This is a genomic window from Methylomonas sp. TEB (genome assembly GCF_047777895.1).
GTDB lineage: Bacteria > Pseudomonadota > Gammaproteobacteria > Methylococcales > Methylomonadaceae > Methylomonas.
This window is the reverse complement of record NZ_CP180476.1, coordinates 2,030,057-2,052,768: the sequence shown is the minus strand read 5'-3', so window position 1 is coordinate 2,052,768 and position 22,712 is coordinate 2,030,057. Positions and strand designations below refer to the sequence as shown.

The following is a 22,712-nucleotide window of genomic DNA, read 5'->3' as shown; positions in this document are numbered from 1 at the left end:
TCCCCCAGCTTGGCGGGTGTACCCTCAGTCTGTATCCGCCACCAAGCGTTGTCAATACGTTGCCTACAATGCAGTTCAGCAGCAGGCGGATAACCCAATCCCATCTTTATCGCGGCTGCGGTGTGCTGGGTTGATATGGACCCAGCAGACTACGTACCAAGGTATTGGTTTCGTCTATATCCACAGTGATCATATGCCCGGTGTTAGTGCCTAGATAGGGCTGCATTGCTGCTGCCATATACGGGAACACCAGACGTAAGTCGTTACTGGAACCGTTACTTTGTACGCTGGTTTTCCATAACTGTTTGCGTTGCTGCTGTTGCAAATAGGCTTCTTTATCGCAGGCTTCCAACACCAGATAGCGCCGGAACGTCGTATAGGATTCGGTGCGTTGCGAATAGCCGCCGTAACCCCAACCAAAACCGGGATAATAGCCATTGTAAAATCGGGACATACGGTACGGATAGTAATAACCCATGTCGTTCCACAATGGTACTTCGTAGCTATACTGGTGGACTTCGGGCGCACCGACGCCGTAACTTAAGAACATCACCAAATTGCTGTCTTGCAAACTACCGGCCTTGCTGTAGCCGCGATTGGCCAGGACTTTTTCGATATAGGTTTTAAACTCGATAAACTGCAAATCCTGTTCATTAGCGCCGGCATTGCCAGGCAATACCACGAATCGCATATTGCTTTGCGGAGCGCTAACGGCGACTAACGAATCGATTTCCGTGCGGAATTGCAGAGGACGCGGTGTAGTGCTACAAGCCGCCAATAATGCAATCATTAATAAAACCAACAACCGATAACTTACACCTATGAATTTATTGCTGTGCATGGTCACTCCCTGTTTCGTTCGTTGAAGCATTCTCTTGCCATAAGCTTTGCGTGCGTTGCTGCAAGCGAATATCGGCAAGTACCTTTTTATCGTGCAATTCCGCCTGATGGGACAATTGTTCCGAGAGCTGCTGACTTTCCGCAAGCCTTTGCCTAGCCTGCTGGGTTTCCTGGGCCAGCAACTCCGCTTCCAGACGCATGGCCTTTAATTCGTTTTCGTGGCGTAGCTGTTCGGCATACAAACGCTTCTCAAGTTCCAACTGCTGAGTAAGCTGATCTTGTTTGTCTTCCAACAAGCGCCGCTGTTTTTCGGCTTCCTGAGCCTGCATCAGTAATTCCAGCTCGGATATACGGCGCAAATGTTCCAGTTGCAGGCGTTTTTCGTGTATTTCTTCTTCCTCCAGCAACCGCTGCTGCCGGGAGAGTTCGCGGGTGCGTTCTTCATTCAACTCAAAAGTCTTTTTCAACACGTTCAGATAAACGCTGTCCCGGCCCAACTGCACGTTCGGAAATTCGTTAAAGCTGGCGCTAAGGCTACACAGGGCTTGCGATTGAATATGCTGTTGCATTAACACCTGGTTAATGGCCAGCGCAATGCGTTTCTCGGTGTCAATTAGACCGGTTTGAATCCAGTTGCCATCAGCCAGCGTTTGCAACTCAAGATTGATCACATCATCGATAATATCGGCATACAACTGCTTGATGTGTTGGTTAATTGTGGGCAGCATTTCGCTGTTTTTCAGCACATAAGCCAGGGTGGCCTGAAAGCGCAAATCCAGCGCCAAGTCCACAGTGCAAAAATCGTCGAACATACTCAGCTGCCGCCGGTATTGCCAGCTTTCTATCGTCAGCGGGTGAATATGGTGATAAAAGCGTTTGACGAACTTTTTTGGCCGTAAAAAGAGTTTTTTATACGGCCCGAGTTTTAGCTGCACCACTTGCCGGTCGGCGTCGAAACCAGCGATCCATTGCTCCGCCGCATCGGCCAGCGACTCTTCGAATAAATCGCCGCCAGCCAGCCAGACTTCCAATTCGGTGCCGGCGCTATTCATGGCTAACACTACCGGCTGCGGCAGCGGCTTTTTGTTTAAGCGCGGCGATTTTGTCGGACATTTTTTCCGCAATCAGCGGGTAAAGATTCGGCGCAAACTCCACGGTTCTGTCGTCCACTTTACGCAAGAAGCCGCGACTGAGTAGTAGGCCGACCACAAACATCCGCGACCAATCCGAGTAACGCCGGGCTTTTTCCAAGTCGGATTTTTCGATGACCATTTCCAGTTCGTCATTCTCGTTGATCCGAAACTCGGTGAATTGCCGCAGGCATTCGAAAACCAGTTCTTCTTCTTGAATCGTTAAAGGTCCAGGTGCGGTAAACTCCAAGCGATAAGACAGTAACACGGTGAAAAAATCCACCATCGCCGCGCAGGCAAATGCAAACCAGGAAAACCCGCGCCACATCGCAAACGAGGGTTTAACTTCCTCGACAAATTGTTTATAGGTCATCAGCAAGGGCGCGTCGGGTAAAGACATACCCATGCTGCTGGCAAGTTGGTTCACCCCAAGCTGTATATCCTGATAATTTTTTAAGAATTGTGTATAGATGGCTTCCTTGTCGTTAGTCACATCCAATTGGTTCAGGTTGCTTTGCAGCAGTCGGATATTGCTGTCCAAGGTCTGAAAAGCTTGTTCCTGCTGTTGCAAGGCCTGCTTTTTTTCCTGATAAATCTGATTGTAATGGCGCCAGAACGGCCCCTCGCCTACCTGATTTTTATAGCCGGGACCGATTTGATTATGCGTCCCGAAATAGGCTTGACTGGCATCCAGTGACGCTTTTTCCAGATCTTGTTTTTGTTGGTGCAGCATCTGGCTTTTAACCTGCAAAATACCGTCCAAATAACTTTTGGTTTGCTGTCTTAACTCGTTAAGCCTATTGATATGCAGGGTTTCCTGCTCGGATATTTCGTAAAACTTGAAATAGGAAAAAGTCACTGAAGCAGCAATCGCCACCGCCAAAGACGCCACCACGGTAAAGTAGCGCATCCTGTTGGCCTTCCAATGGATGCCGGCCATTTCCAAAGAACAAATAACAATGATGGATTGAATGGCGACGGTAATCACCAACGCAATCCAAGGGGTGATGAAATGCGATAAACCGTAATAGGTCGTAAAACCGGAGGACAGGCTGAGCATCAGGACGATGGGTATCGTCCAGATACGCAACATGCTGACAAACAGGGTTTGAATGCGGTTAATAAAATAACCGAGTCCGGTAGAACGGATTTTGATGCTGGGATTTGTCATTATTATTTTTTTGCTCCAGCAGAATGCGGGATAAAACGGCGTCAGCTCATACTTAAAAGCGCTCGCCGGTGTCATGAACAATGGTCACCACGGCTTTCTCCACGCCCATCAGTGCCGTGCTCGCGCCGCCCGAGATGACCGGAGTTTCGACTAGCTCCACCGCCAAATCAAAATCCGAAGCTTACGGTTTTTGATCATGTCGGCAACCCTGGACATAGCGCCCAGGACTGCCTGACGATTTGCTGGACCTTGACAAAAGCGCCCTATTTAGCAAGCGCCCCGCTTTCTCCGCGACTTGAATTATAGCCAGACCGATTCAGTCCATAACCGAGCCGCTGGGGTTTTGCGATGCCACCTTTGCCAGCACAGTCGCGGAGTTTTCCAACACGACTTTATGTAATTTCACTACCGACGTATTGCCGATCAATTGCATTACATCGCTGGCGATAGGCATTGAGTTACCCCTATTATTTCTCGATTTTAAACGCTAAAAACACCGGGCTGCCATTACGTTGTACCAAAAGTGCTATCGATTTTTCAACCGGTAATTTCGCGACGATAGAGTTAAACTCGGCGGCATCACGCACCACATTATTTTGAATGCGCAAAATAATATCCCCTGGCTGAATGCCGGCGTCCATTGCTATGCCTTTGTTAACTTTTTGTACTATTACACCGTTCTTTTCCACCTGTGATTGTTGACGTTGTTCGGCGGTTAAATCGGCCACGGCCAAGCCCAGACGGTTCACGGCCACTTCAGGGGCAGCCGCAGGCCCGTTAGCCAAAGAGGACGGTTGCGCAGGCAACAAGCCAATTTTCACGCTAAGATCCTGCTTATCACCTTGGCGAATAATTTTAACCTTGGCTTTTTCGTCGATAGGCGTCATACCCACTCTAGGCGGCAATTCACCGGACGTTTCGATGACTTGCCCGTTAAACTCAACAATAATGTCGCCAATTTGAATGCCGGCTTTTTCGGCCGGTCCGCCGGGTATCACTTTAGACACCAAGGCACCGTGCGGTCGGTCCATACCAAACGACTCAGCCAACTGCCGGGTCACATCCTGAATTTGTACACCCAACCAGCCCCGCGAGACTTTACCTTTACTTTTAATTTGGTCGACCACGTTCATCGCCACATCGATAGGTATGGCAAACGATAAGCCCATATAGCCACCGGAACGACTGTAGATTTGCGAGTTAATCCCTACCACCTTGCCTTGCATATTGAATAAGGGGCCACCTGAATTGCCTGGATTGATGGCAACGTCGGTTTGAATGAAAGGCACATAATTGCCATCCGGCAGGCTCCGTCCCTTGGCGCTGACAATACCGGCGGTAACCGATTGATCGAAACCGAACGGGGTACCAATCGCCAACACCCACTCGCCCACTTGCAATTGCTCCGGCGAACCGACTTCCACTACCGGCAGGTCCTTAGCTTCTACTTTTAATAGGGCCACGTCGGTGCTTTCGTCGGAGCCGATCAGCTTGGCAATCAACTCCCGGCGATCTTTCAATTTAACGACAATCTCGGAGGCGTTGTTCACTACATGGTGGTTAGTCAAGACGTATCCGTCTTTGGAAATCACAAACCCTGAGCCCAAGGAGTTGGTTTCTCGTGGTGAATTACCTCCACGCCCAGGGCCCTGGAAAAACCGCCGAAAAAACTCTTCCATTTCCGGCGGCATATCCTCAGGCATTTGCTGTTGATCGACGCCCGCTTGCGGATCTGCAGCCTTTTGGGTCGTGCTGATGTTGACCACCGCATCCCCATTGGTTTTAACCATTTCGGTAAAATCGGGCAATTGCGCATAGCTTGCATCAATCGCCGTTAAAAATATCAAAACTCCATAAAACAGCTTATTAAGCATGTAATCTCCACTCATACATTTGATTTGTTACAAAAAGGACACGCTAACGTAGCGCTATGCCGTCAGCAATTAGCTCGACTGTTTTGGCGGGTACTTCACCCAGTACAGTGAATTGGGTATCGCCAATCACCTTACTGAACGAATTGACAGAACCCAGACTATGCAAACCATTCATACCTTGTGATTCTTTGGCTTCCAGATACACCGACACGGTAGAAAAACCGTCGCTAATCAATAGATGATCTACGGCTTTCTGAGATTGCTGGATGGAATTACGAATAAAAAATACCGGCTCAAACCCAGACGGCCAATTCTTCAATACGAATGTGGCGTTTTCAAACGGTTCGGCTTGAGCGGTGTGGATATGTTTGACATGAAAGCTGTTGTCGTTGACATTGCCGGCGTGGGGCTCGGCTAACGAATCGGTCATTAAATCGGTGAAGACTACTTGCTCCAGGATACTGCCGTCCAAATTGTAAACTTCGACTTTCAGCGGCAAAAAATGTTGGGTATCCACCCAGATTTTTCTGGGATAGCGCAACGCATCGGTAGGCTCAACACTGACGATTTGCGTCGGCAACATCGCGATGGATTCCTGACCCGACAAAACTAATTGATAATTTTTTTCCAGGTTAGCGGTGTTCTGCGGCAAATTGACGATAAACGAACTATCCAACGGATGATGATTCACCACTTTTTGACTGGTTTCCTTGAACGTGCAGGTCACTTCGTTGGATTTACGTGTCACTTCCCGCATCGGCGAATTCAAAGACGCCAAGCGCTCCTGTTCGACGCCGTTTTCAACACTATGCTGATATTTCATCGTATCGAGCTGACCGTTTTTCATGAAGATCACGGTACCCCGGTAGTTGAGGGTTTTCATCGCCCGGTTCATATTATCCAGCCATTGTCGGGCCGTCACTTGATCCTTATCGGCAAAAGCGCTTTGACAAACAACGCACAGCAAAAAAGCTTTTAAAACTCTCACGCGCTTATTCCTGCCGATAGCCCACCACCCGTGCGTAGGGTTGTCCCGCTTGCACGCTATTGACATACATCGCGTTGTCATGGGCTTCCAGATAATCCTTGAATCGAGCATGCATTTCCTCGGCTGATACGTCTTTACCCTGAGCCACCATCTCGACCGAACCGAGCGGGTTATGCATTTGTTTATCCACTTTACTGCTGACCCACACGACGGCCAGTGCCACCGACGCAGCAATCGCCAACGCCGCTTTTTGCCAATTTACCGCCGACTTTTTTTGAGGTAAAAAGTAGGTAGGTTCCTGCCTAATCTGTTCGTGAATCTTGTCCACAAAATCGCTGGTAACGTGAGAATATTCGCCAGTCTTCATGACTTGACCGGCAATTTGATAGCGGCGCAACTTGTCTTTCAGCAAGCCGTCGTTCTGCAAAGTCTGCAATAGCGACAGCGCCTGTTGGCTATCCAGTTCGTCGTCTATCAGTTGAGAAAGTTTTTCGTTAAGTTGTTCTTGCATCGATACACCTTTAGTCGAGCAATGGGTTTAATTTTTGGTCTATGGCTTCGCGAGCCCTAAAAATCCGCGAGCGTACCGTCCCGATGGGGCAATCCATTGCTTCCGCAATTTCTTCGTAACTCATCCCTTCAAACTCCCTGAGCGTAATTGCAATCCGCATCTCTTCTGGTAACCTCTCGATAGCTGATTTAATGACCGCCACAATTTGTTCGTTCATCAACAAATTTTCCGGCGTTTCTATATCTCTTAGTTGTGGCGCGTTTTCTACTTGTTCGGCATCTTGAACATCGATTTCGTAGTCAAAATGACGGCGCGAACGCGACAACAAATAGTTTTTGGCGGTGTTAATCGCTATACGATACAACCAAGTGTAAAAGGCGCTGTCACCGCGAAAATCTCCCAAAGCCCGGTAAGCCTTGATAAAGCTATCCTGCGCCACATCCTGAGCTTCGCTCGGATCCTTGACGTACCGGTTCACCAAGTGGACGATCTTGTGCTGGTATTTGATCACCAAAAGATCGAAGGCGGATTTATCGCCTTGCTGCACGCGGCGCACCAGCTCTTGATCCAGATCTTCGGTATTCGTTTCTTGTTCGTTCACTGCGCTATTTTGGTATTGAAGTGGACAGAATTAAACCTCATTAGTTCTGGCAACACAAAAAAAATTACCGCAGGATTAAAACCAGATATTATTCGAAAACGCTAAAACTATTCATCCGGCCGCAAAGTTGACCACACTGACAGCAAACCAACCCAACAATACCGCTGATTCCCATTACGACATCCTTATCGCCGGCAGTGGCGGTGCCGGGCTGAGTCTTGCGTTGCATCTTGCCGACACCTATAAGGTGGCAGTGCTCGCCAAATTTGCATTGACCGAATGCAGCACTTATTACGCCCAAGGCGGTATCTCTGCGGTATTTGACGAAGAATACGATTCGATAGAATCGCATATCGAAGACACCTTGATCGCCGGCGCCGGCCTATGCGACCCGGAGATCGTCAGACTCACCGTCGCACAGGGCCGGCAAAGCATCGAATGGCTACGTCAACAAGGCGTGAACTTTACCGAAGAGCGTAACGCCGACGGTGCCAAACAATTGCATTTGAACCGCGAAGGCGGCCATTCGCACCGGCGAATTGTGCATACCGACGACGCCACCGGCAAAGCCGTCTCGCTGTCGTTGATCGAGCGCGCGCAGGCGCACCCGAATATCACCCTCCTGGAATACCACAATGTCGTCGAACTGATCACCGCCACCAAGCTCGGGGCAAGCGAACAACGCATATGCGGCGCCTATGTATTGGACAGCAAATCCGGCAGCATCAAATCGATTGCCGCCAAAGTCGTGGTATTGGCGACGGGCGGCGCCAACAAGGTTTATCTGTATTCGACCAATCCGCACATTTCCAGCGGCGACGGGATTGCATTGGCCTGGCGGGCCGGCTGCCGAATCAGCAATATGGAATTCATGCAATTTCATCCTACCTGCCTGTACCACCCGACCGCGCGTTCGTTTTTAATCAGCGAAGCGGTGCGCGGCGAAGGCGCACATTTGATCCTGCCCGACGGCGAACGTTTCATGCGCCGTTACGACGAGCGTATGGAACTGGCGCCGCGCGACATCGTCGCCCGCGCCATCGACAGCGAAATAAAAAAACACGGTATAGAATGCGTCTATCTGGACATCAGCCACAAATCGCGGGAGTTCATTCAAAAGCACTTTCCCACCATATATATGCAGTGCCTGGAACTGGATATCGACATCAGCCAGCAACCGATTCCCGTGGTTCCGGCCGCGCATTACACTTGCGGCGGCGTATTGACCGATGCCAACGCCCGCACCGACATCCCCGGCTTGTACGCCATCGGCGAAGTTGCCTGCACCGGATTGCACGGGGCTAACCGCATGGCCAGCAATTCGCTGCTGGAGTGTTTAGTGTTCGCGGAACAAGCCAATCAGGACATTCGCCGCAGATTCGCGCAATTGCCGGAACCGCTGCCACTACCGGATTGGGACGAATCCAAAGTCGGCGACTCTGATGAGGAAGTGGTGATCGCGCACAATTGGGACGAATTGCGCCGTTTCATGTGGGATTACGTAGGCATCGTCCGCACCAACAAACGTTTGGAACGGGCGATGAACCGGCTAGTCTTGTTGAAGGAAGAAATTGCCGAGTACTACGGCCAGTTCCGCATTACCAGCGACCTGTTGGAGCTGCGCAATTTGGTCATCGTGGCCGAGCTGATCATCCGCTGCGCGCAGCAGCGCAAGGAAAGCCGGGGCTTGCATTACACCAAGGATTATCCGGATCTGGACAACAGTCAGCCGCCGCAAAACACCGTATTGACACCGGAAAAACCCGCTCAAAAAGTTCATTGATTGTCGCCATCGAAAGCCCCTCTCTCGCTCGGGAAGGGGTTTTTACAGCCTGCCAAGATTACTTCATCACACATAACCCACCATTGCCTGCCATTCTTCTTCAGCCTGCGGACTGACATATTTCTGACATATTCGCTCACTAGAATCCCCCGCCATACTCCTTTTTCCAGGACACTGAGCGATGATCGATGCTGAACGCATTCTGCAAGAAACCTATCCCGACTTTAAATTTGGCAAAGACAATAAGCTGGTTGTACAAGCTTTAAAAAAACTGATCCACGAAGACGATTTCAACGACGTTATCCGCAAAAACCAACACCTGCGCGGCTTCGCCTTTCTCGACAAATTATTGAATTATTTCAAATTCAATTATCAAGTCAGCAACGATTGTTATAACAATATCCCCTCCGAAGGTCGCTTGCTGATCGTCGCCAATCACCCGATCGGCACATTGGATGGCTTAGCCCTGGTGAAATTGATTCGATCAGTACGACCCGACGTGCGCATCGTCGCCAACCGGGTTTTATCACACATGGAGCCCTTGCAATCGATCTTCTTACCGGTCGATGTGTTATCCGACAAGAAAAAACTGAAAGACGTTTATAAAGTCATGCTGGATGCACTGGAGCATGAAGAAGCGATCATTTTCTTTCCGGCCGGCGAAGTGTCGCGCATCACCCCTAAAGGCATTCGCGACGGTGCCTGGCAATCCGGTTTTATCAAGCTGGCCCGCAGGGCGCAGTGCCCTATCCTGCCGATCTTTATCAAAGCCAAAAACTCCGCCTTGTTTTATAGCGCCTCGACGCTATACAAACCGCTGGGCACGATGCTGCTAGTCAAGGAGATGTTCAACAAAAAGGGCCAGGAAATTAAATTCATGGTCGGCGCACCCGTACCTTACCAAGTTATTGCCGATAGCGAGGAAAGCAACAAACAGCTGAGTCAGCGCTTTCGTAAGCACGTACAAAACCTGGGCAAGAAAAACAAACCGGCGCTATTCGAGACCGTCGCCACGGTGGTGCATCCTTCCGACACCAAAGCGGTGAAGAAGGCCTTGTACCAATCGCGTCTGCTTGGCGAAACTCGCGACGGCAAAAAGATCTTTTTATACCAGTTTCAAGACGATTGCCCGGTGATGCGGGAGATCGCCCGCTTGCGCGAGCTGACCTTCAGAACGGTCGAGGAAGGCACCGGTCTGGCATTAGATTTGGACAAATTCGACATCTACTACAGCCATATCGTGCTGTGGGACGACAACGATCTGGAAATCGTCGGCGCGTATCGAGTCGGCGAAGGCTCGGCTATTATGGCCAACCACGGCGTGGACGGCTTTTATACGCAAACCCTGTTCGATTTGCGCAGCGAATTTGAAACTTATCTGCCCTACAGCATTGAATTGGGCCGCAGCTTTGTGCAACCGCGTTATTGGGGACAACACAGCCTGGATTATCTTTGGTATGGCATCGGCGCGTATTTGCGCGAACGCCCGGACATCAAATACCTATTCGGCCCGGTTAGTATCAGCAACGCCTATCCACAGGCCGCCAAGGAGCTGATTATCGGTTTTTACCAACAGCAGTTTGCCTCCGATTTACAGCACACCAAAGCCAGAACGCCATTCGTGATTTCGCAACAAGGCAAGGCATTTGCCGCCACCGAATTCAGTGCCGACTACTCCACCAGTTTCAAAATATTGAATAGCGAGCTGAAAAAACTGGGCGTCAAAGTGCCTACGCTTTATAAACAATACGTGGAATTATGCGTGGATAAAGGCTGCCATTTCGTCGCCTTCAATATCGACCCGGACTTTAACAATTGTATCGACGGCCTGATCATGGTGGAGGTCGATAAAATCGCACCCAAAAAAAGACAGCGCTACATCGAAAAATCACTGGCGGGGTAGATTGGCGCGAATTCATGGAAAATCGTTCATTCCCGGAGTTGGATCAGTTGGAAGCACTGATCCGGCAATTCGGCGACCGCGCCCATTGCGAGATCGTCGAGCTAATAAGCTACAAAGACACGCAATTTCCCATCCATTGCCTCAGCCTGGGTTCAAACAGCCCGGACGTCCCAGTATTGGCTTTTTTCGGCGGCGTACATGGTCTGGAGAAAATCGGCTCGGAAGTCGTATTGGCCTACTTGCAAACCATCCTGCAATTATTGGATTGGGATCAAGAATTTAACGCTCGTTTGCAGCATTCGCGACTGGTATTTGTGCCCATCGTCAACCCGGTAGGCGTCTACCGAGGCACGCGCTGCAACGGCCATGGCGTGGATTTGATGCGCAATTCACCCATCGAAAGTAGCGGTAATACCCGGCTATACAGCGGTCAGCGTTTCAGCGCCAAACTGCCCTGGTATCGCGGCGATGAATCGAAAATGGAAAAGGAAGCCCAAGCCCTATGCCGGGTGGTGCATAAACATCTGTTCAATGCACCGTTATCGATTGCTATCGATCTGCATTCGGGGTTTGGGATACACGATAGGTTATGGTTTCCCTATGCGTCCTGCCAGACGCCGTTTCCAGGCATCGCCGAAGCATACGGCTTAAAACAACTGTTTGATCGCTGCTACCCGCATCATTTTTATAAAATAGAGCCCATGAGCCAGGAATACGTCATCAGCGGCGATTTATGGGATTATCTATATGACGACTTTATCGACCGGCACGGTAGACAGCGCGTGTTTCTGCCGTTGACGCTGGAGATGGGCTCTTGGCTGTGGTTGCGTAAAAGCCCGACACATTTGTTTCAACGTCACGGCTTGTTTCACCCCTTGTTGCCGCATCGCCAACAGCGCATCATGCGTCGGCATCTGACCTTATTCGATTTCTTGTATCGCAGCCTGCTCTATCCGCAAAAATGGGCGACATTGACCAGCCAACAGCAAGAACATAATCGGCAACAAGCGATGGATTTCTGGTATGCCTGAAGCAGCAGCCGGGCAACATTGGTTGTTACTGCGTGGTCTATGCCGAGAGACTGCACATTGGGGAAATTTTCCGGATATGTTGCAACAGGCTTTTCCGCGATCAACCGTCAGTACTATCGATTTGCCGGGCACCGGCCGGTATTACCAAGAACCTAGCCCGAACAGCATCGAAGCGATAACGGCGCAAGTCCGCGGCCAGGCTTTAGACTATGGTTTGTTGGCAAAGCCGGTAACGTTACTCGCACTATCACTCGGCGGCATGGTAGCCTGGGAGTGGTTACAGCGCTATCCGCACGACATCGCCGCTGCCGCTCTGGTCAACACCAGCTTTGCAGGCTTAAGCCCGTTTTATCGGCGCATGCGTTGGCAGAGCTATCCGCAGTTTTTTCAGTTATTACTGGAAAGGGATTTGTATCTCAGAGAACTGGCAATCCTTCAGCTGGTTAGTAACCGGCAAAATCTCTACGCGGAAACGGCCAAGGCCTGGACCGCCATACAGCAAGTTCGGCCTATCAGCCTTGCTAATGGAATCAGACAGCTAAAAGCAGCGGCACGCTATCGGCCTAGTCAGAAAAAACCCGAGACACCGTTGCTGCTATTGAATGGCCGGGGCGACCGTTTAGTCGCACCGGCTTGTTCCGACGCCATTCATAGTAAATGGCAAATCGACATCTTCAAGCACCCGTGGGCGGGCCATGATCTATGTTTGGACGATGGAGCCTGGGTAGCAAACCGTTTAAAAGACTGGATAAACCAGACTACGGTTTGAATCCGAAGATTATTTAATTTCGAACTCGGCTTTATTGCGACCTGAGGCCAGCAGTTCCTGCATCCATTTCGGCGCCAATCCACGGCCAGACCAAGTTAAGGACGCATCGTTAGGACTACGGTATCTAGCCGCAACTTTGCCGGTTTTTCTTTCGGATTTTTTTTCGCCGTCTTGAATATCGACCGTTACACCGATAGAAGCCGCTAATTCCTTAATTTGCGCAATAACTTCCTTACGTTTACTGGATTGTCTTTCTTTTAATGCTTTTTCGGCATTATCAATAACAGCCTGTAATTCGGCTTCGGATAGTTTATTAAAGTCAGTCATATTTTCCTCGTTAATCAAAAAACGCAAGCAATTCTATCACCCGGCGTTTATAAATAAAACTATTATTCAGGGTTAACTGAAAAATTGACCTCGGAATATACCTTACCTTTCTTATCCGTCAACTGTACTTGCCATTCGCCTTTATCTTTGGCAGACAAGATTTTACTAGACCATACCTTGGTTATTTTATCTTTCATATCCAATTGTTTTTGATGCACGATTTGACCGTTACGCGACCATCGATGAAACAAAGATCTACCCTTCATGTTTTTTATCTCACTAAAATAAAAAACTTCCCGGGATTGGTTAGGAATAACTCTCAGCGGCGACTTAATCGGTTCGCCGGGCTCATCATCCTTCGGCTCGGTATTTAAAGACGCTCTGATAACCTTGCGGTCCAATATAATCGCCGCCGGCTTTTTAACACTGTCTATTTTTTTAACACTTTCTGAGTTAGCTGATGCCTGCTGTACTATCGGCGGCACTGGCTTTTCCAATAGCGCAGGCTCCTGCCGTTCAACCATTTCAACATCCGGTGTATTTAAATTTTGAACTTTTTCCGTGGTATCGATCTGAGTATCGGTATCTTCATCGCCGCCACCAAACCATGAAAATAATACTATTAGCATCAAAACTAACACCAGAACCGCAACCAGTATCCTGCGAATATGCCAAACCGTTACCGTTTGCGGCTCCGCGTTTATGCTTGGGTGTTTCCTATCATAATTAATTTTGATAACTACTTTATTATCAGCCATGTTTTTTCCCGATATTGAATCAACCAAATGAAACTGGAATCACTTGATGCACTAGCCCGTTACAACACATTGTCCTTGGTAATATAACATTTTAGTTCTAACATAATCGGCTGAACTTGCCGAAAACCTGGATGTTTGCATGAGTAGCCTGCTTAAACAATTTGAAGAGTCCTCCTCATTGTACGGAGGCAACGCCCATTTCATCGAGTACTTGTACGAACAGTACTTGAGCAATCCAGAATCCATCAGCCCAAGCTGGCGACAGCGCTTCGACCACATTCGCAGCGGCGCCACCGAAGACACACCGCACAGCGTGATTGTGGAACGCTTCGAAAAATTGGCGATTGCGGAACCAGGCAGACTGGCCAGAATGCAGGGTTTTACCGAGCAAAGCGTCAAGAAGCAATCGGCGGTAGCCCGTTTGATCAATCATTACCGGGTCAAAGGCCATCAGATAGCCTCTAACAACCCGCTTGGCCAATCGCAAAGCATCCCCGCAGACTTGGAACCCATATATTATGGTCTAACGGATGCGGACATGAGCACCCTGTTCGATACCGGCGGCCTGTGCGGCGTGGACCGTTTGCCCTTGAAAGCCATTATTCAAACGCTTAACGAGATTTACTGCGGCAGCATCGGCAGTGAATACATGCACATCGTCGATGACGAGAAGAAGCGTTGGATCAAGGATAAACTGGAAGGCGCGAAGCCGGATTTCAGCAGCCATCCGGAAAAGCGCCAATGGCTTTTAAAGTTGTTGATTGCGGCCGAAGGCCTGGAGCGCTTCCTGCACCGCAAATATGTCGGCCAAAAACGCTTTTCGCTGGAAGGCGGCGAGTCTTTGATTCCGATACTGGACGAATTAATCCAGCGCGCCGGCGAACACAAAGGCAAGGAAATCGTCATCGGCATGGCCCATCGCGGCCGATTGAACGTACTCATTAATATTCTGGGCAAAAGCCCGGCGGTATTGTTCGGCGAATTCGAGGGCACTCACACGTCCTCGCCCGGCGTATTGACCGGCGACGTCAAATACCACCAAGGCTTTTCGTCCAATATCGCCACACCGGGTGGCCCGATTCATTTGACGTTGGCCTTCAACCCCTCGCATTTGGAAATCATCAATCCAGTGGTGGAAGGTTCAGTAAAAGCCCGCCAAGATCGCCATGGCCCGGATGGTTTTGACGCGATCCTGCCGATATTAATTCACGGCGACGCCGCGTTTGCCGGCCAAGGTATTGTGATGGAAACCTTGAACATGTCGGAAACCCGCGCCTTCTCCACCGGCGGCACCGTGCATATTGTCATCAACAACCAAATCGGTTTTACCACCAGCAACCCGTTCGACGCGCGTTCCACCCTGTATTGCACCGACGTTGCGAATATGATTCAGGCGCCAGTATTTCACGTCAACGGCGACGATCCGGAAGCGGTAATTTTCATCACGCAATTGGCACTGGATTACCGCAACACCTTTCATAAAGATGTGGTGATCGACTTGATTTGCTACCGCCGCCACGGTCACAACGAGGCCGACGAACCGGCGGCTACCCAACCGATGATGTACAAATCCATCCGCGATCACCAAACGCCGCCACAAATCTATGCACAAAAATTAATTGCGGAAGGTGTCGTCACCGAAGACATGGTGCAGAAAATGGAGCAGGATTACCAACAACTGCTCAACGAAGGTCAACCGGTGTCGCGGCCGATTATTGAAAACAATGTTTACTCATACTCAGCGCGCTGGGTACCGTATCAAAACAAACATTGGGACACGCCCGCCAAGACCTCGATAAGCTTGGAGCATCTCCAATTCTGCAACCAACGCTTGCAAAGCTTGCCGGATGGTTTTGAGCTACACCCCAGAGTCGCCAAAGTCATGGATGACCGCAATAAAATGGCGGCCGGCGAAATCCCGATGGACTGGGGTTTCGCGGAAAATTTGGCTTATGCGTCGCTGCTACTGGAAAAATATGACATGCGATTGACCGGCCAGGACATCGGCCGCGGTACTTTCTCGCATCGCCATGCTATTTTGCTGAATCAGGCCAACGGTGAAAACTACATCCCGCTGAAACATTTGAGCGAAAATCAGGGCCGCGCCCAAATCTTTAACTCGCTGCTCTCGGAAGCCGGCGTCTTGGGTTTCGAATACGGCTACAGCTCCACCGAACCCAATAAATTGGTGATCTGGGAAGCGCAATTCGGTGATTTCGCCAACGGCGCGCAAGTGGTCATCGACCAATTCATTTCCTCCGGTGAAACCAAATGGGGCAAACTCAGCGGCTTGGTGATGCTGCTGCCGCACGGTTTTGAAGGCCAAGGCCCGGAACATTCCTCGGCTCGCCTGGAGCGCTATTTACAGTTGTGTGCCGACCACAATATCCAAGTCTGCGTACCCACCACCCCGGCGCAAATTTTTCATTTGCTGCGCCGGCAAATGTTACGCCAATATCGTAAGCCGCTGATCGTCATGAGCCCGAAAAGCCTGCTACGACACAAGCTGGCGGTATCGACACTCAGCGATTTAACCGACGGCGAATTTTTGAACGTGATAGGCGAACAAGACGATATCGATCCCTACCATGTCACACGCATAGTCTTATGCGCCGGCAAAGTTTATTTCGATTTGTTGGAAGCCCGCCGCCTGGATCAGGAGCAACTGCGCCATGTCGCGATTATTCGTATCGAGCAGCTCTACCCGTTTCCGAACGAACAATTCAAACGTGAAATCGACAAATACCCCAATGTCGAACATATTGTCTGGTGTCAGGAAGAGCCGAAAAACCAAGGCGCCTGGTACCAAAGCAAGCATCATTTTTTCGATTTGCTAGACAAGAATATCCCGATCAGTTATGCCGGCCGGGTCGCGTCGGCTTCTCCGGCGGTCGGCAATTACAAAACCCATCTCAATGAACAACGCGCCGTGGTAAACGCCGCGCTCTATGGCAGCAACGAAGGAAATACACATGAGCTTTGAAATACTGGTCCCCAGCCTTCCCGAATCCGTATCCGATGCCACCTTAGTCGCATGGCACAAACAGGCGGGCGAATGGGTAAACGAAGGCGACAATCTGGCTGATCTCGAAACCGACAAAGTCATCCTGGAAGTACCGGCCCCCAAATCCGGAACTCTGCTGGAACTGGTGGTGCAAGACGGCGAAACCGTGGTCGGCGGCCAACTACTCGCCAAACTCGACGCCCAGCAAGCCAAACCGGCTCAGGTAACCGAAAAAGCCGAAGACGCCGTCCTCAGCCCTTCCGTTCGCAAACTGGTCGCTGAAAAGGATCTCGATCCGCAAGCGATCGCCGGCTCCGGCAAACACGGCAGGATTCTGAAAACCGATGTCTTGGATTTCTTGAACACGCAAGCGAAAGATGCACCAACCGCTCCTACTCCCGCGCCGGCAGCGGAAACCCACTCGCCGTTGTCCGCCACAGCTGTCGCCAGCCTGAGGCCGGAACAGCGGGTGCCGATGACCCGCTTGCGCGCCAAAGTAGCCGAACGCTTGCTGCAAGCTCAGCAAAACGCGGCGATGCTAACTACCTTTAACGAAGTCAATCTCAGTGCCGTCATCGATCTGCGCAATCACTACAAAGATCGTTTCGAAACCAAACACAGCATCAAGCTGGGCTTCATGTCGTTCTTCGTCAAAGCATCGATTGAAGGCTTAAAACGCTTCCCGGCGATTAACGCTTCCATTGACGGTAGCGACATCATTTACCACGGCTACTACGACATCGGCATCGCCGTGACTACACCGCGCGGCCTAATCGTGCCGATTTTGCGCGACGCCGACCAACTGGATTTCGCCGGCATTGAAAAAGGCATACACGATTTCGGCAACAAAGCTCGTAATGGCTCGATCAGCGTCGAAGACCTGAGCGGCGGCACCTTTACCATCACTAACGGCGGCATCTTCGGTTCCATGTTATCCACTCCCATCCTGAATCCACCGCAATGCGCGATTTTAGGCATGCACGCCATCAAGGACCGGCCGGTCGTGGAAAACGGAGAAATCGTGATTCGGCCTATTATGTATCTGGCTCTGTCCTACGACCATCGCTTGATAGACGGCAAGGAAGCAGTACAATTTTTGGGTATCATCAAAGAGTGTCTGGAGGCGCCGGCGCATTTGTTGTTGAATATTTAAAAAACGGTTGTATTTATATGAAGCTCTCTGGGCTAATTGTTCTTTTAGTTTGCTTCATTTCAATAGCACATGCCGAAACGGCAAAACCCGGTATCCCAGCGGCACTAGAGGTACAAATAAAAAAACTGACTGAATTATTAAGTGACTCACACGGATCCTCACCCTCAGAATTTTGGCAAGTACAAGCAGTTAGCCGCAATTCAGTTGCCGTGAATTTTCTGGCTCTTTTCACACTTGAAGGCTATATGTACGGGAACGGCTGGACTCAATATCTGGCTGTTTTCGAATTTGCGGAAGGCGAGAATGGCAAACCAGATAGTTACCCCTTAGTTGATTTTATGCCTGTAGGCGGCAAAGGATGTCGAACAATTCCCAAGCTAGATGTAAAAACCGCATATCCAAATAATTATGGAGATAAGATTTTTACGCTTGATGTTCTTGAAAGTACAGAGAACGATGCGCCGAATTTTCCAACTAAAAAATCAACCCTCGATATCACCCTAAAGTACGGCCGCCTCACTGAACAAAATCAGAAATGTCACGGCGCCTGGGACTAAACCCTCTACCTAATTTCTATGCGCTACACCATTATCCCCGTCACCGCCTATCAACAAAACTGCACCTTACTGGTCTGCGAACAAACCAATAAAGCCGCGCTGGTCGATCCGGGCGGCGATCTGGATGTATTGTTAAAGGAAGTCAAAAAGCAAGGCGTGGAGCTGGAATCGATTCTGGTCACCCACGGCCATCTCGATCATGTTGGCGGCGTGGCGGAGTTGGCGGAAAGACTCTCGTTGCCGATCATCGGCCCGCAAATTGAAGATAACTTCTGGATCGAGGCCTTGGCGCAGCAATGCCGGATGTTCGGTTTTCCGGAATCTGCCGGTTTTACCCCACAGCGTTGGCTGAACGACGGCGATACGGTTAAGGTGGGTAACGAAGTGTTACAGGTTATCCATTGCCCTGGACACACGCCCGGCCATGTGGTGTTCTTCAGCGAGGCACAGCGCCTGGCGCTGGTAGGCGATGTGCTATTCAAAGGCTCGATCGGTCGCACCGACTTTCCAAAAGGCGACCATCAAACTTTGATCGACTCGATTGAATTAAAACTCTGGCCCCTGGGCGAAGATGTGAAATTCATCCCCGGCCATGGCCCGATGTCCACCTTTGGCGCGGAAATGCGCAGCAATCCGTTTGTTGGAGCCTACCGCTAACCGAAAAAAAACCAGCCCAAGGACAGGTTAAAACGGAGGAACTAGCATTCTGGATAAATAGCTGCAAGCGGATTTTATTGACAACGGTAGGATGGGTAGAGGCGATAGCCGAAACCCATCGCATCAGTTTGAGGATACTTGATGGGTTTCGCTTCGCTCTACCCATCCTAAACATTGCAATGCCTCAACCCTGTTTTAGCGGTACGCCATCCAAGCCACTCGGCCGGGGCCCTGGCACCAAATCGCTCAAAACCGCCTTGTCCAAAGTCTGTAAAAACTGCTCGACAGCGCCGCCTAACAATCCTATCAGCCCGCACCCTTTCTCCAGCGCACAACTACCCTGCTTTTTGGGATTAAAACATTCGGCCATCTGGAAGTGCCCCTCCACTTCCCTTACCACATTGCCGACACTGATCTCCCGCGCCGGCCGCGACAAACAAATGCCGCCCCCTTTACCGCGTACCGTCAGCACAAAACCTTTTACGCCCAGTTTGTGTACCACCTTGACCAAGTGGTTTCTGGAGATGCCGAAAAAATCGGCTAATTCAGTAATTGTTACCCGTTTTTCAGTGTTGATAGCCAGATAAATCAGTACGCGCAGCGCGTAATCGGTATGTGCAGTCAATTGCATGTCGGTGAATTTGGTAAAAGCCGTATTTGAAATAAATATTAATGACGCTTACACTTGCCGGAAAGTTGCATTTTAAACGCATGTTATAAAACTGTCCGGCGGTAAAATTTAATGTTGATCGAACCCGTTGCCCTATCCGATTTTTTCCTGAGCTTTTTCAGTGCGGCGTTGATCATCTTGCTGGCTACCGTGTATGCGGCGTTGTATGCCTGGTCCAAGATCAGCGGCCGCCGCAAATTCGAGCTCGCCGCCTGGTTAATCTACGCTGCTTTGCTGATTTGCGTTGGCGTGTTCAGCTACGTCAATCATTTTAACGATTATTGGCTGCTGCTGTCCTTGTTAATGGTACTCGGCTACGGCTGGATGCCGCGTTTTATCTGGAAGCTGTGCGCCGCGACGCACGATGCAGATACTCACCACTCTCATCAATCTGGAGATCATCATGACTGAGCAAAGTCCGCCCCGCTGGGCGTCGGAAACATTCTGGAAAAAAACCGCGATCTGGGTGACCGGCGGATCTTTTGTACTGCTGGTTATTTTAAGCTTCGATTCGATGAAACAAATCAGTGCCGGCGGTCCGCGCGTGCCGGCTTATAGCGTGATAAACAAGGACATCAGCTACCGCTTCGACAAAGCCAAGCAGCGCTACCAACCCACCATAGGCGAGGACGCACCGTTGTTCGGCAAAACTTTGAGCGAAGAAGACGCCGAAAAACTGATCGACCACGGCAAAAAAACCGTGCAAGCCAAGAACTGCATGAACTGCCACACCCTGCTCGGCAACGGCGCCTACTACGCGCCCGACTTGACCAAAGCCTGGTTGGATCAAGGTTGGGGAGCCAAGGAATCGCGTGAACAAATGATGGTGAATTTCCTGCTCGATCCGGAAAAAAATGCCCGCACCTACGGCTCCAACCGCAAGATGCCCAATCTGGACATCACGCCACCCGAAGCGGAAGCCATCGTTGCTTTCCTGAAATGGATGTCGTCTATCGACACCAATGGCTTTCCGCATAATTTCATCGCGCTGGGCGAAGAGGAACAATAAATGACCTTACAAGCTTATCAAGAAAAAGCGGCGAACTGCTGGGCCGGTTGCAAGCAACGCCATACCGAGCTCATGTCTAATCCGCATTTGAGCGGCGGCCAAAAACTGGCGGTACATTACTTTACCGTGGCGATGGTGTTGTTTATGGCGCAATTGCTGTTCGGCCTGCTGGCCGGTCTGCAATTCATCTTCCCCAGCTTTCTCTATGAAATCCTGGATTTCAACGTCAACCGCATGGTGCACATCAACGCGATGGTGGTATGGATGCTGTACGGTTTCCTCGGCTCGGTGTACTGGTTTCTGGAAGATGAAAGCGGCGTCGAAATCGTCGGCCTGAAATGGGGACAATTGGCGTTCTGGGTATTGACCGGCGCCGTCACCGTGGTGGTCTTGGTGTACTTGCTGATTCAAATCGGCAGCGGTACCGATACCTCACTCTGGTTGATCAACGAAGGCCGCGAATACATCGAAGCGCCGCGCTGGGCCGACATCGGCATAGTCGTGGTGGTATTGACCTTTTTCTACAACGTCGCCGCGACTTTTGCCAAGGGCAAATGGTCGGGCATCGCCGGCGTGTTGACTTTGGATCTGGTCGCTCTGGCCGGTTTGTATTTAGCCGGCATGTTTTATGTCACCAATATTTCCGTCGATCAATACTGGTGGTGGTGGGTGATTCACTTGTGGGTGGAAGCCACCTGGGAAGTCTTGGTAGGCTGCATCATGGCCTGGAGCTTGATGAAGCTGCTGGGCGTGCGCCGCAAAGTCGTACAAACCTGGCTATATATCGAAGTGGCCTTGATGTTCGGCTCCGGCATCTTGGGCCTGGGCCATCACTACTTCTGGATAGGCACACCGGAATACTGGTTTACCATCGGCGGCTTCTTCTCCGCGCTGGAACCGATTCCGCTGGTAGCGATGGTGGTGCATTCCATCTATGACGCCGGCGCGCATCGCTTCAAAAACAGCAACCACCCCGCCCTGGCCTGGATCATCGCTCACGCCTTCGGCAATTTTCTCGGTGCCGGCGTTTGGGGTTTCATGCACACCTTGCCGCAGATCAATCTCTACACTCATGGCACACAATGGTCTGCTTCGCACGGTCATTTAGCGTTCTTCGGGGCTTATGCCACCATCAACATCGCCTTCTTCTATCTGGCCGCACAGCAAGCGCGCGGTAATGTCTGGATGGGCGGCGAGTTGGTCAATGGCTGGCGCTGGAAAACCGCCGCAGTGTTATTGAATCTGGGCGTGATGGGCATGACGGTGGCTTTATTGATCGCCGGCTACGAACAATCGTTTATCGAACGCGCGGTGGAAGGCTCAACTTGGGCCGGCTATTTTGCCGCACAAAATCATCCCTGGTTCATGCAAGCAATGGTCTGGCGCATGGTATTTGGCTTGATGACGGCGGCGGGTGGCGGTTTGTTGTTCTGGGATTTATTGGAAATCGGCAAGGGTGAGCAACGGCCCGCGGCAGTGATTGACAGCGAATCAGTAGCCCAATAAATCAACGGTGTGCTTACGCTTACCGCTTGGGCATCCACCGATTTTTCAAACGCTTAAGGCGAATACGCTGCCGTATTCGCCTTATAAAGGCTCTACCTCAAACCGGAGAACATTGCGAACAAGCGGTTGGCTTAGCAAATCTCTCACTGGCCTTCTTCGCCGCACTGACCACGTTGCTGATTGAACCCAGATAATAAATCGCCTCTTTAGCCGGCAGCAAAGAGCAGCTGGATTTATGAATCAGGTGGTCACCATTTTCCTGCGCGCTTATCTCAATAAAAAACTCTGCCATTGTCTATTCCTCTTGATATAGGTTTTATAAATACAGGTCGAACCGCTTGAATGATCGAAACTCTGTAGGCCATCGAACATTCGGCCTGAGAGATGTTATGAAAACGACATGAATAGCCGCTAATTCAGGCCATTATGCGGCTCAGCTAACTGACAGCAAGAAATAAACCAGAATCACC

At 50.5% G+C, this 22,712-nt stretch carries 23 protein-coding genes; 11 read left to right on the top strand and 12 right to left on the bottom strand.

Annotated elements, in window-relative coordinates; all coding sequences use genetic code 11:
• Positions 1–106 precede the first annotated feature (106 nt).
• From ACMXD4_RS09260 to rpoE, 8 genes are all read right to left on the bottom strand, one after another.
• Positions 107–841 (bottom strand): hypothetical protein, encoded by a 735-nt coding sequence (locus ACMXD4_RS09260; RefSeq protein ID WP_415880556.1) that lies wholly within the window; start codon positions 839–841, stop codon positions 107–109.
• Positions 828–1,892, bottom strand: a complete 1,065-nt coding sequence (locus ACMXD4_RS09255; protein WP_415880555.1) for a hypothetical protein — start codon at positions 1,890–1,892, stop codon at positions 828–830. Before ACMXD4_RS09255 ends, ACMXD4_RS09260 begins: the two co-directional genes overlap by 14 nt.
• Entirely contained in the window at positions 1,885–3,141 is a 1,257-nt protein-coding gene (locus tag ACMXD4_RS09250; RefSeq protein ID WP_415880554.1) for a hypothetical protein, read from the bottom strand. Before ACMXD4_RS09250 ends, ACMXD4_RS09255 begins: the two co-directional genes overlap by 8 nt.
• Before the next feature lie 316 nt (positions 3,142–3,457).
• Positions 3,458–3,595 carry a hypothetical protein gene (locus tag ACMXD4_RS09245; protein ID WP_415880553.1) on the bottom strand — a complete coding sequence of 46 codons (138 nt, stop codon included), beginning with the start codon at positions 3,593–3,595 and terminating at the stop codon, positions 3,458–3,460.
• Between the two features lie 13 nt (positions 3,596–3,608).
• Positions 3,609–5,015, bottom strand: a complete 1,407-nt coding sequence (locus ACMXD4_RS09240; RefSeq protein WP_415880552.1) for a DegQ family serine endoprotease — start codon at positions 5,013–5,015, stop codon at positions 3,609–3,611.
• A gap of 43 nt (positions 5,016–5,058) precedes the next feature.
• Complete coding sequence (locus ACMXD4_RS09235) at positions 5,059–6,003, bottom strand: MucB/RseB C-terminal domain-containing protein (RefSeq protein ID WP_415880551.1); 945 nt, start codon at positions 6,001–6,003, stop codon at positions 5,059–5,061.
• A 4-nt stretch (positions 6,004–6,007) separates the two neighbouring features.
• On the bottom strand, positions 6,008–6,514 hold the full coding sequence (locus ACMXD4_RS09230; RefSeq protein WP_415880550.1) for a sigma-E factor negative regulatory protein: 507 nt from the start codon (positions 6,512–6,514) through the stop codon (positions 6,008–6,010).
• A 10-nt stretch (positions 6,515–6,524) separates the two neighbouring features.
• The gene (gene rpoE / locus ACMXD4_RS09225; RefSeq protein ID WP_415880549.1) at positions 6,525–7,115 is read right to left on the bottom strand and encodes an RNA polymerase sigma factor RpoE; all 591 of its coding nucleotides are present in this window, start codon (positions 7,113–7,115) and stop codon (positions 6,525–6,527) included.
• Between the two features lie 127 nt (positions 7,116–7,242).
• On the opposite strand from rpoE, the gene nadB reads away from it, so the two are divergent.
• From nadB to ACMXD4_RS09205, 4 genes are all read left to right on the top strand, one after another.
• Positions 7,243–8,898 carry an L-aspartate oxidase gene (gene nadB / locus ACMXD4_RS09220; RefSeq protein ID WP_415880548.1) on the top strand — a complete coding sequence of 552 codons (1,656 nt, stop codon included), beginning with the start codon at positions 7,243–7,245 and terminating at the stop codon, positions 8,896–8,898.
• A gap of 181 nt (positions 8,899–9,079) precedes the next feature.
• Entirely contained in the window at positions 9,080–10,801 is a 1,722-nt protein-coding gene (locus ACMXD4_RS09215; RefSeq protein ID WP_415880547.1) for a lysophospholipid acyltransferase family protein, read from the top strand.
• Between the two features lie 14 nt (positions 10,802–10,815).
• Entirely contained in the window at positions 10,816–11,832 is a 1,017-nt protein-coding gene (locus tag ACMXD4_RS09210; RefSeq protein ID WP_415880546.1) for a M14 family zinc carboxypeptidase, read from the top strand.
• A complete protein-coding gene (locus tag ACMXD4_RS09205) occupies positions 11,825–12,601 on the top strand; it encodes an alpha/beta fold hydrolase (protein ID WP_415880545.1) in 777 nt (258 codons plus the stop codon). Before ACMXD4_RS09210 ends, ACMXD4_RS09205 begins: the two co-directional genes overlap by 8 nt.
• A gap of 9 nt (positions 12,602–12,610) precedes the next feature.
• On the opposite strand, the gene ACMXD4_RS09200 is transcribed toward ACMXD4_RS09205, so the two are convergent.
• Complete coding sequence (locus ACMXD4_RS09200) at positions 12,611–12,928, bottom strand: H-NS family nucleoid-associated regulatory protein (RefSeq protein ID WP_033156614.1); 318 nt, start codon at positions 12,926–12,928, stop codon at positions 12,611–12,613.
• 62 nt (positions 12,929–12,990) lie between these two features.
• The gene (locus tag ACMXD4_RS09195; protein ID WP_415880544.1) at positions 12,991–13,686 is read right to left on the bottom strand and encodes a DUF2914 domain-containing protein; all 696 of its coding nucleotides are present in this window, start codon (positions 13,684–13,686) and stop codon (positions 12,991–12,993) included.
• Positions 13,687–13,825: 139 nt separating this feature from the next.
• On the opposite strand from ACMXD4_RS09195, the gene ACMXD4_RS09190 reads away from it, so the two are divergent.
• The 4 genes from ACMXD4_RS09190 to ACMXD4_RS09175 are packed head-to-tail and all read left to right on the top strand — an operon-like array spanning position 13,826 to position 19,057.
• Positions 13,826–16,669: a 2-oxoglutarate dehydrogenase E1 component gene (locus ACMXD4_RS09190; protein ID WP_171695736.1), complete on the top strand. Its 2,844-nt coding sequence runs from the start codon at positions 13,826–13,828 to the stop codon at positions 16,667–16,669.
• Positions 16,659–17,843, top strand: coding sequence for a 2-oxoglutarate dehydrogenase complex dihydrolipoyllysine-residue succinyltransferase (odhB, locus tag ACMXD4_RS09185; RefSeq protein WP_415880543.1), 1,185 nt, complete (start codon positions 16,659–16,661; stop codon positions 17,841–17,843). Before ACMXD4_RS09190 ends, odhB begins: the two co-directional genes overlap by 11 nt.
• The gene (locus tag ACMXD4_RS09180; RefSeq protein WP_415880542.1) at positions 17,804–18,400 is read left to right on the top strand and encodes a hypothetical protein; all 597 of its coding nucleotides are present in this window, start codon (positions 17,804–17,806) and stop codon (positions 18,398–18,400) included. Before odhB ends, ACMXD4_RS09180 begins: the two co-directional genes overlap by 40 nt.
• An 18-nt stretch (positions 18,401–18,418) precedes the next feature.
• Entirely contained in the window at positions 18,419–19,057 is a 639-nt protein-coding gene (locus ACMXD4_RS09175; RefSeq protein ID WP_415880541.1) for an MBL fold metallo-hydrolase, read from the top strand.
• Positions 19,058–19,241: 184 nt separating this feature from the next.
• On the opposite strand, the gene ACMXD4_RS09170 is transcribed toward ACMXD4_RS09175, so the two are convergent.
• Positions 19,242–19,688, bottom strand: coding sequence for an Rrf2 family transcriptional regulator (locus ACMXD4_RS09170; protein WP_033156619.1), 447 nt, complete (start codon positions 19,686–19,688; stop codon positions 19,242–19,244).
• 111 nt (positions 19,689–19,799) lie between these two features.
• Here ACMXD4_RS09170 and ACMXD4_RS09165 point away from each other — a divergent pair, with 111 nt between their 5' ends.
• From ACMXD4_RS09165 to ACMXD4_RS09155, 3 genes are read left to right on the top strand one after another with little or no spacing between them, the layout of a single operon-like run.
• Positions 19,800–20,138 carry a hypothetical protein gene (locus ACMXD4_RS09165; protein WP_051669963.1) on the top strand — a complete coding sequence of 113 codons (339 nt, stop codon included), beginning with the start codon at positions 19,800–19,802 and terminating at the stop codon, positions 20,136–20,138.
• Positions 20,131–20,736: a c-type cytochrome gene (locus ACMXD4_RS09160; protein WP_171695739.1), complete on the top strand. Its 606-nt coding sequence runs from the start codon at positions 20,131–20,133 to the stop codon at positions 20,734–20,736. The genes ACMXD4_RS09165 and ACMXD4_RS09160 overlap by 8 nt, the downstream gene beginning before the upstream one ends.
• Positions 20,737–22,242 carry a cbb3-type cytochrome c oxidase subunit I gene (locus tag ACMXD4_RS09155; protein WP_415880540.1) on the top strand — a complete coding sequence of 502 codons (1,506 nt, stop codon included), beginning with the start codon at positions 20,737–20,739 and terminating at the stop codon, positions 22,240–22,242.
• A 97-nt stretch (positions 22,243–22,339) separates the two neighbouring features.
• Here the strand turns inward: ACMXD4_RS09155 and ACMXD4_RS09150 are convergent, their stop codons facing one another.
• On the bottom strand, positions 22,340–22,534 hold the full coding sequence (locus ACMXD4_RS09150) for a hypothetical protein (RefSeq protein ID WP_033156621.1): 195 nt from the start codon (positions 22,532–22,534) through the stop codon (positions 22,340–22,342).
• Positions 22,535–22,712: the final 178 nt, after the last annotated feature.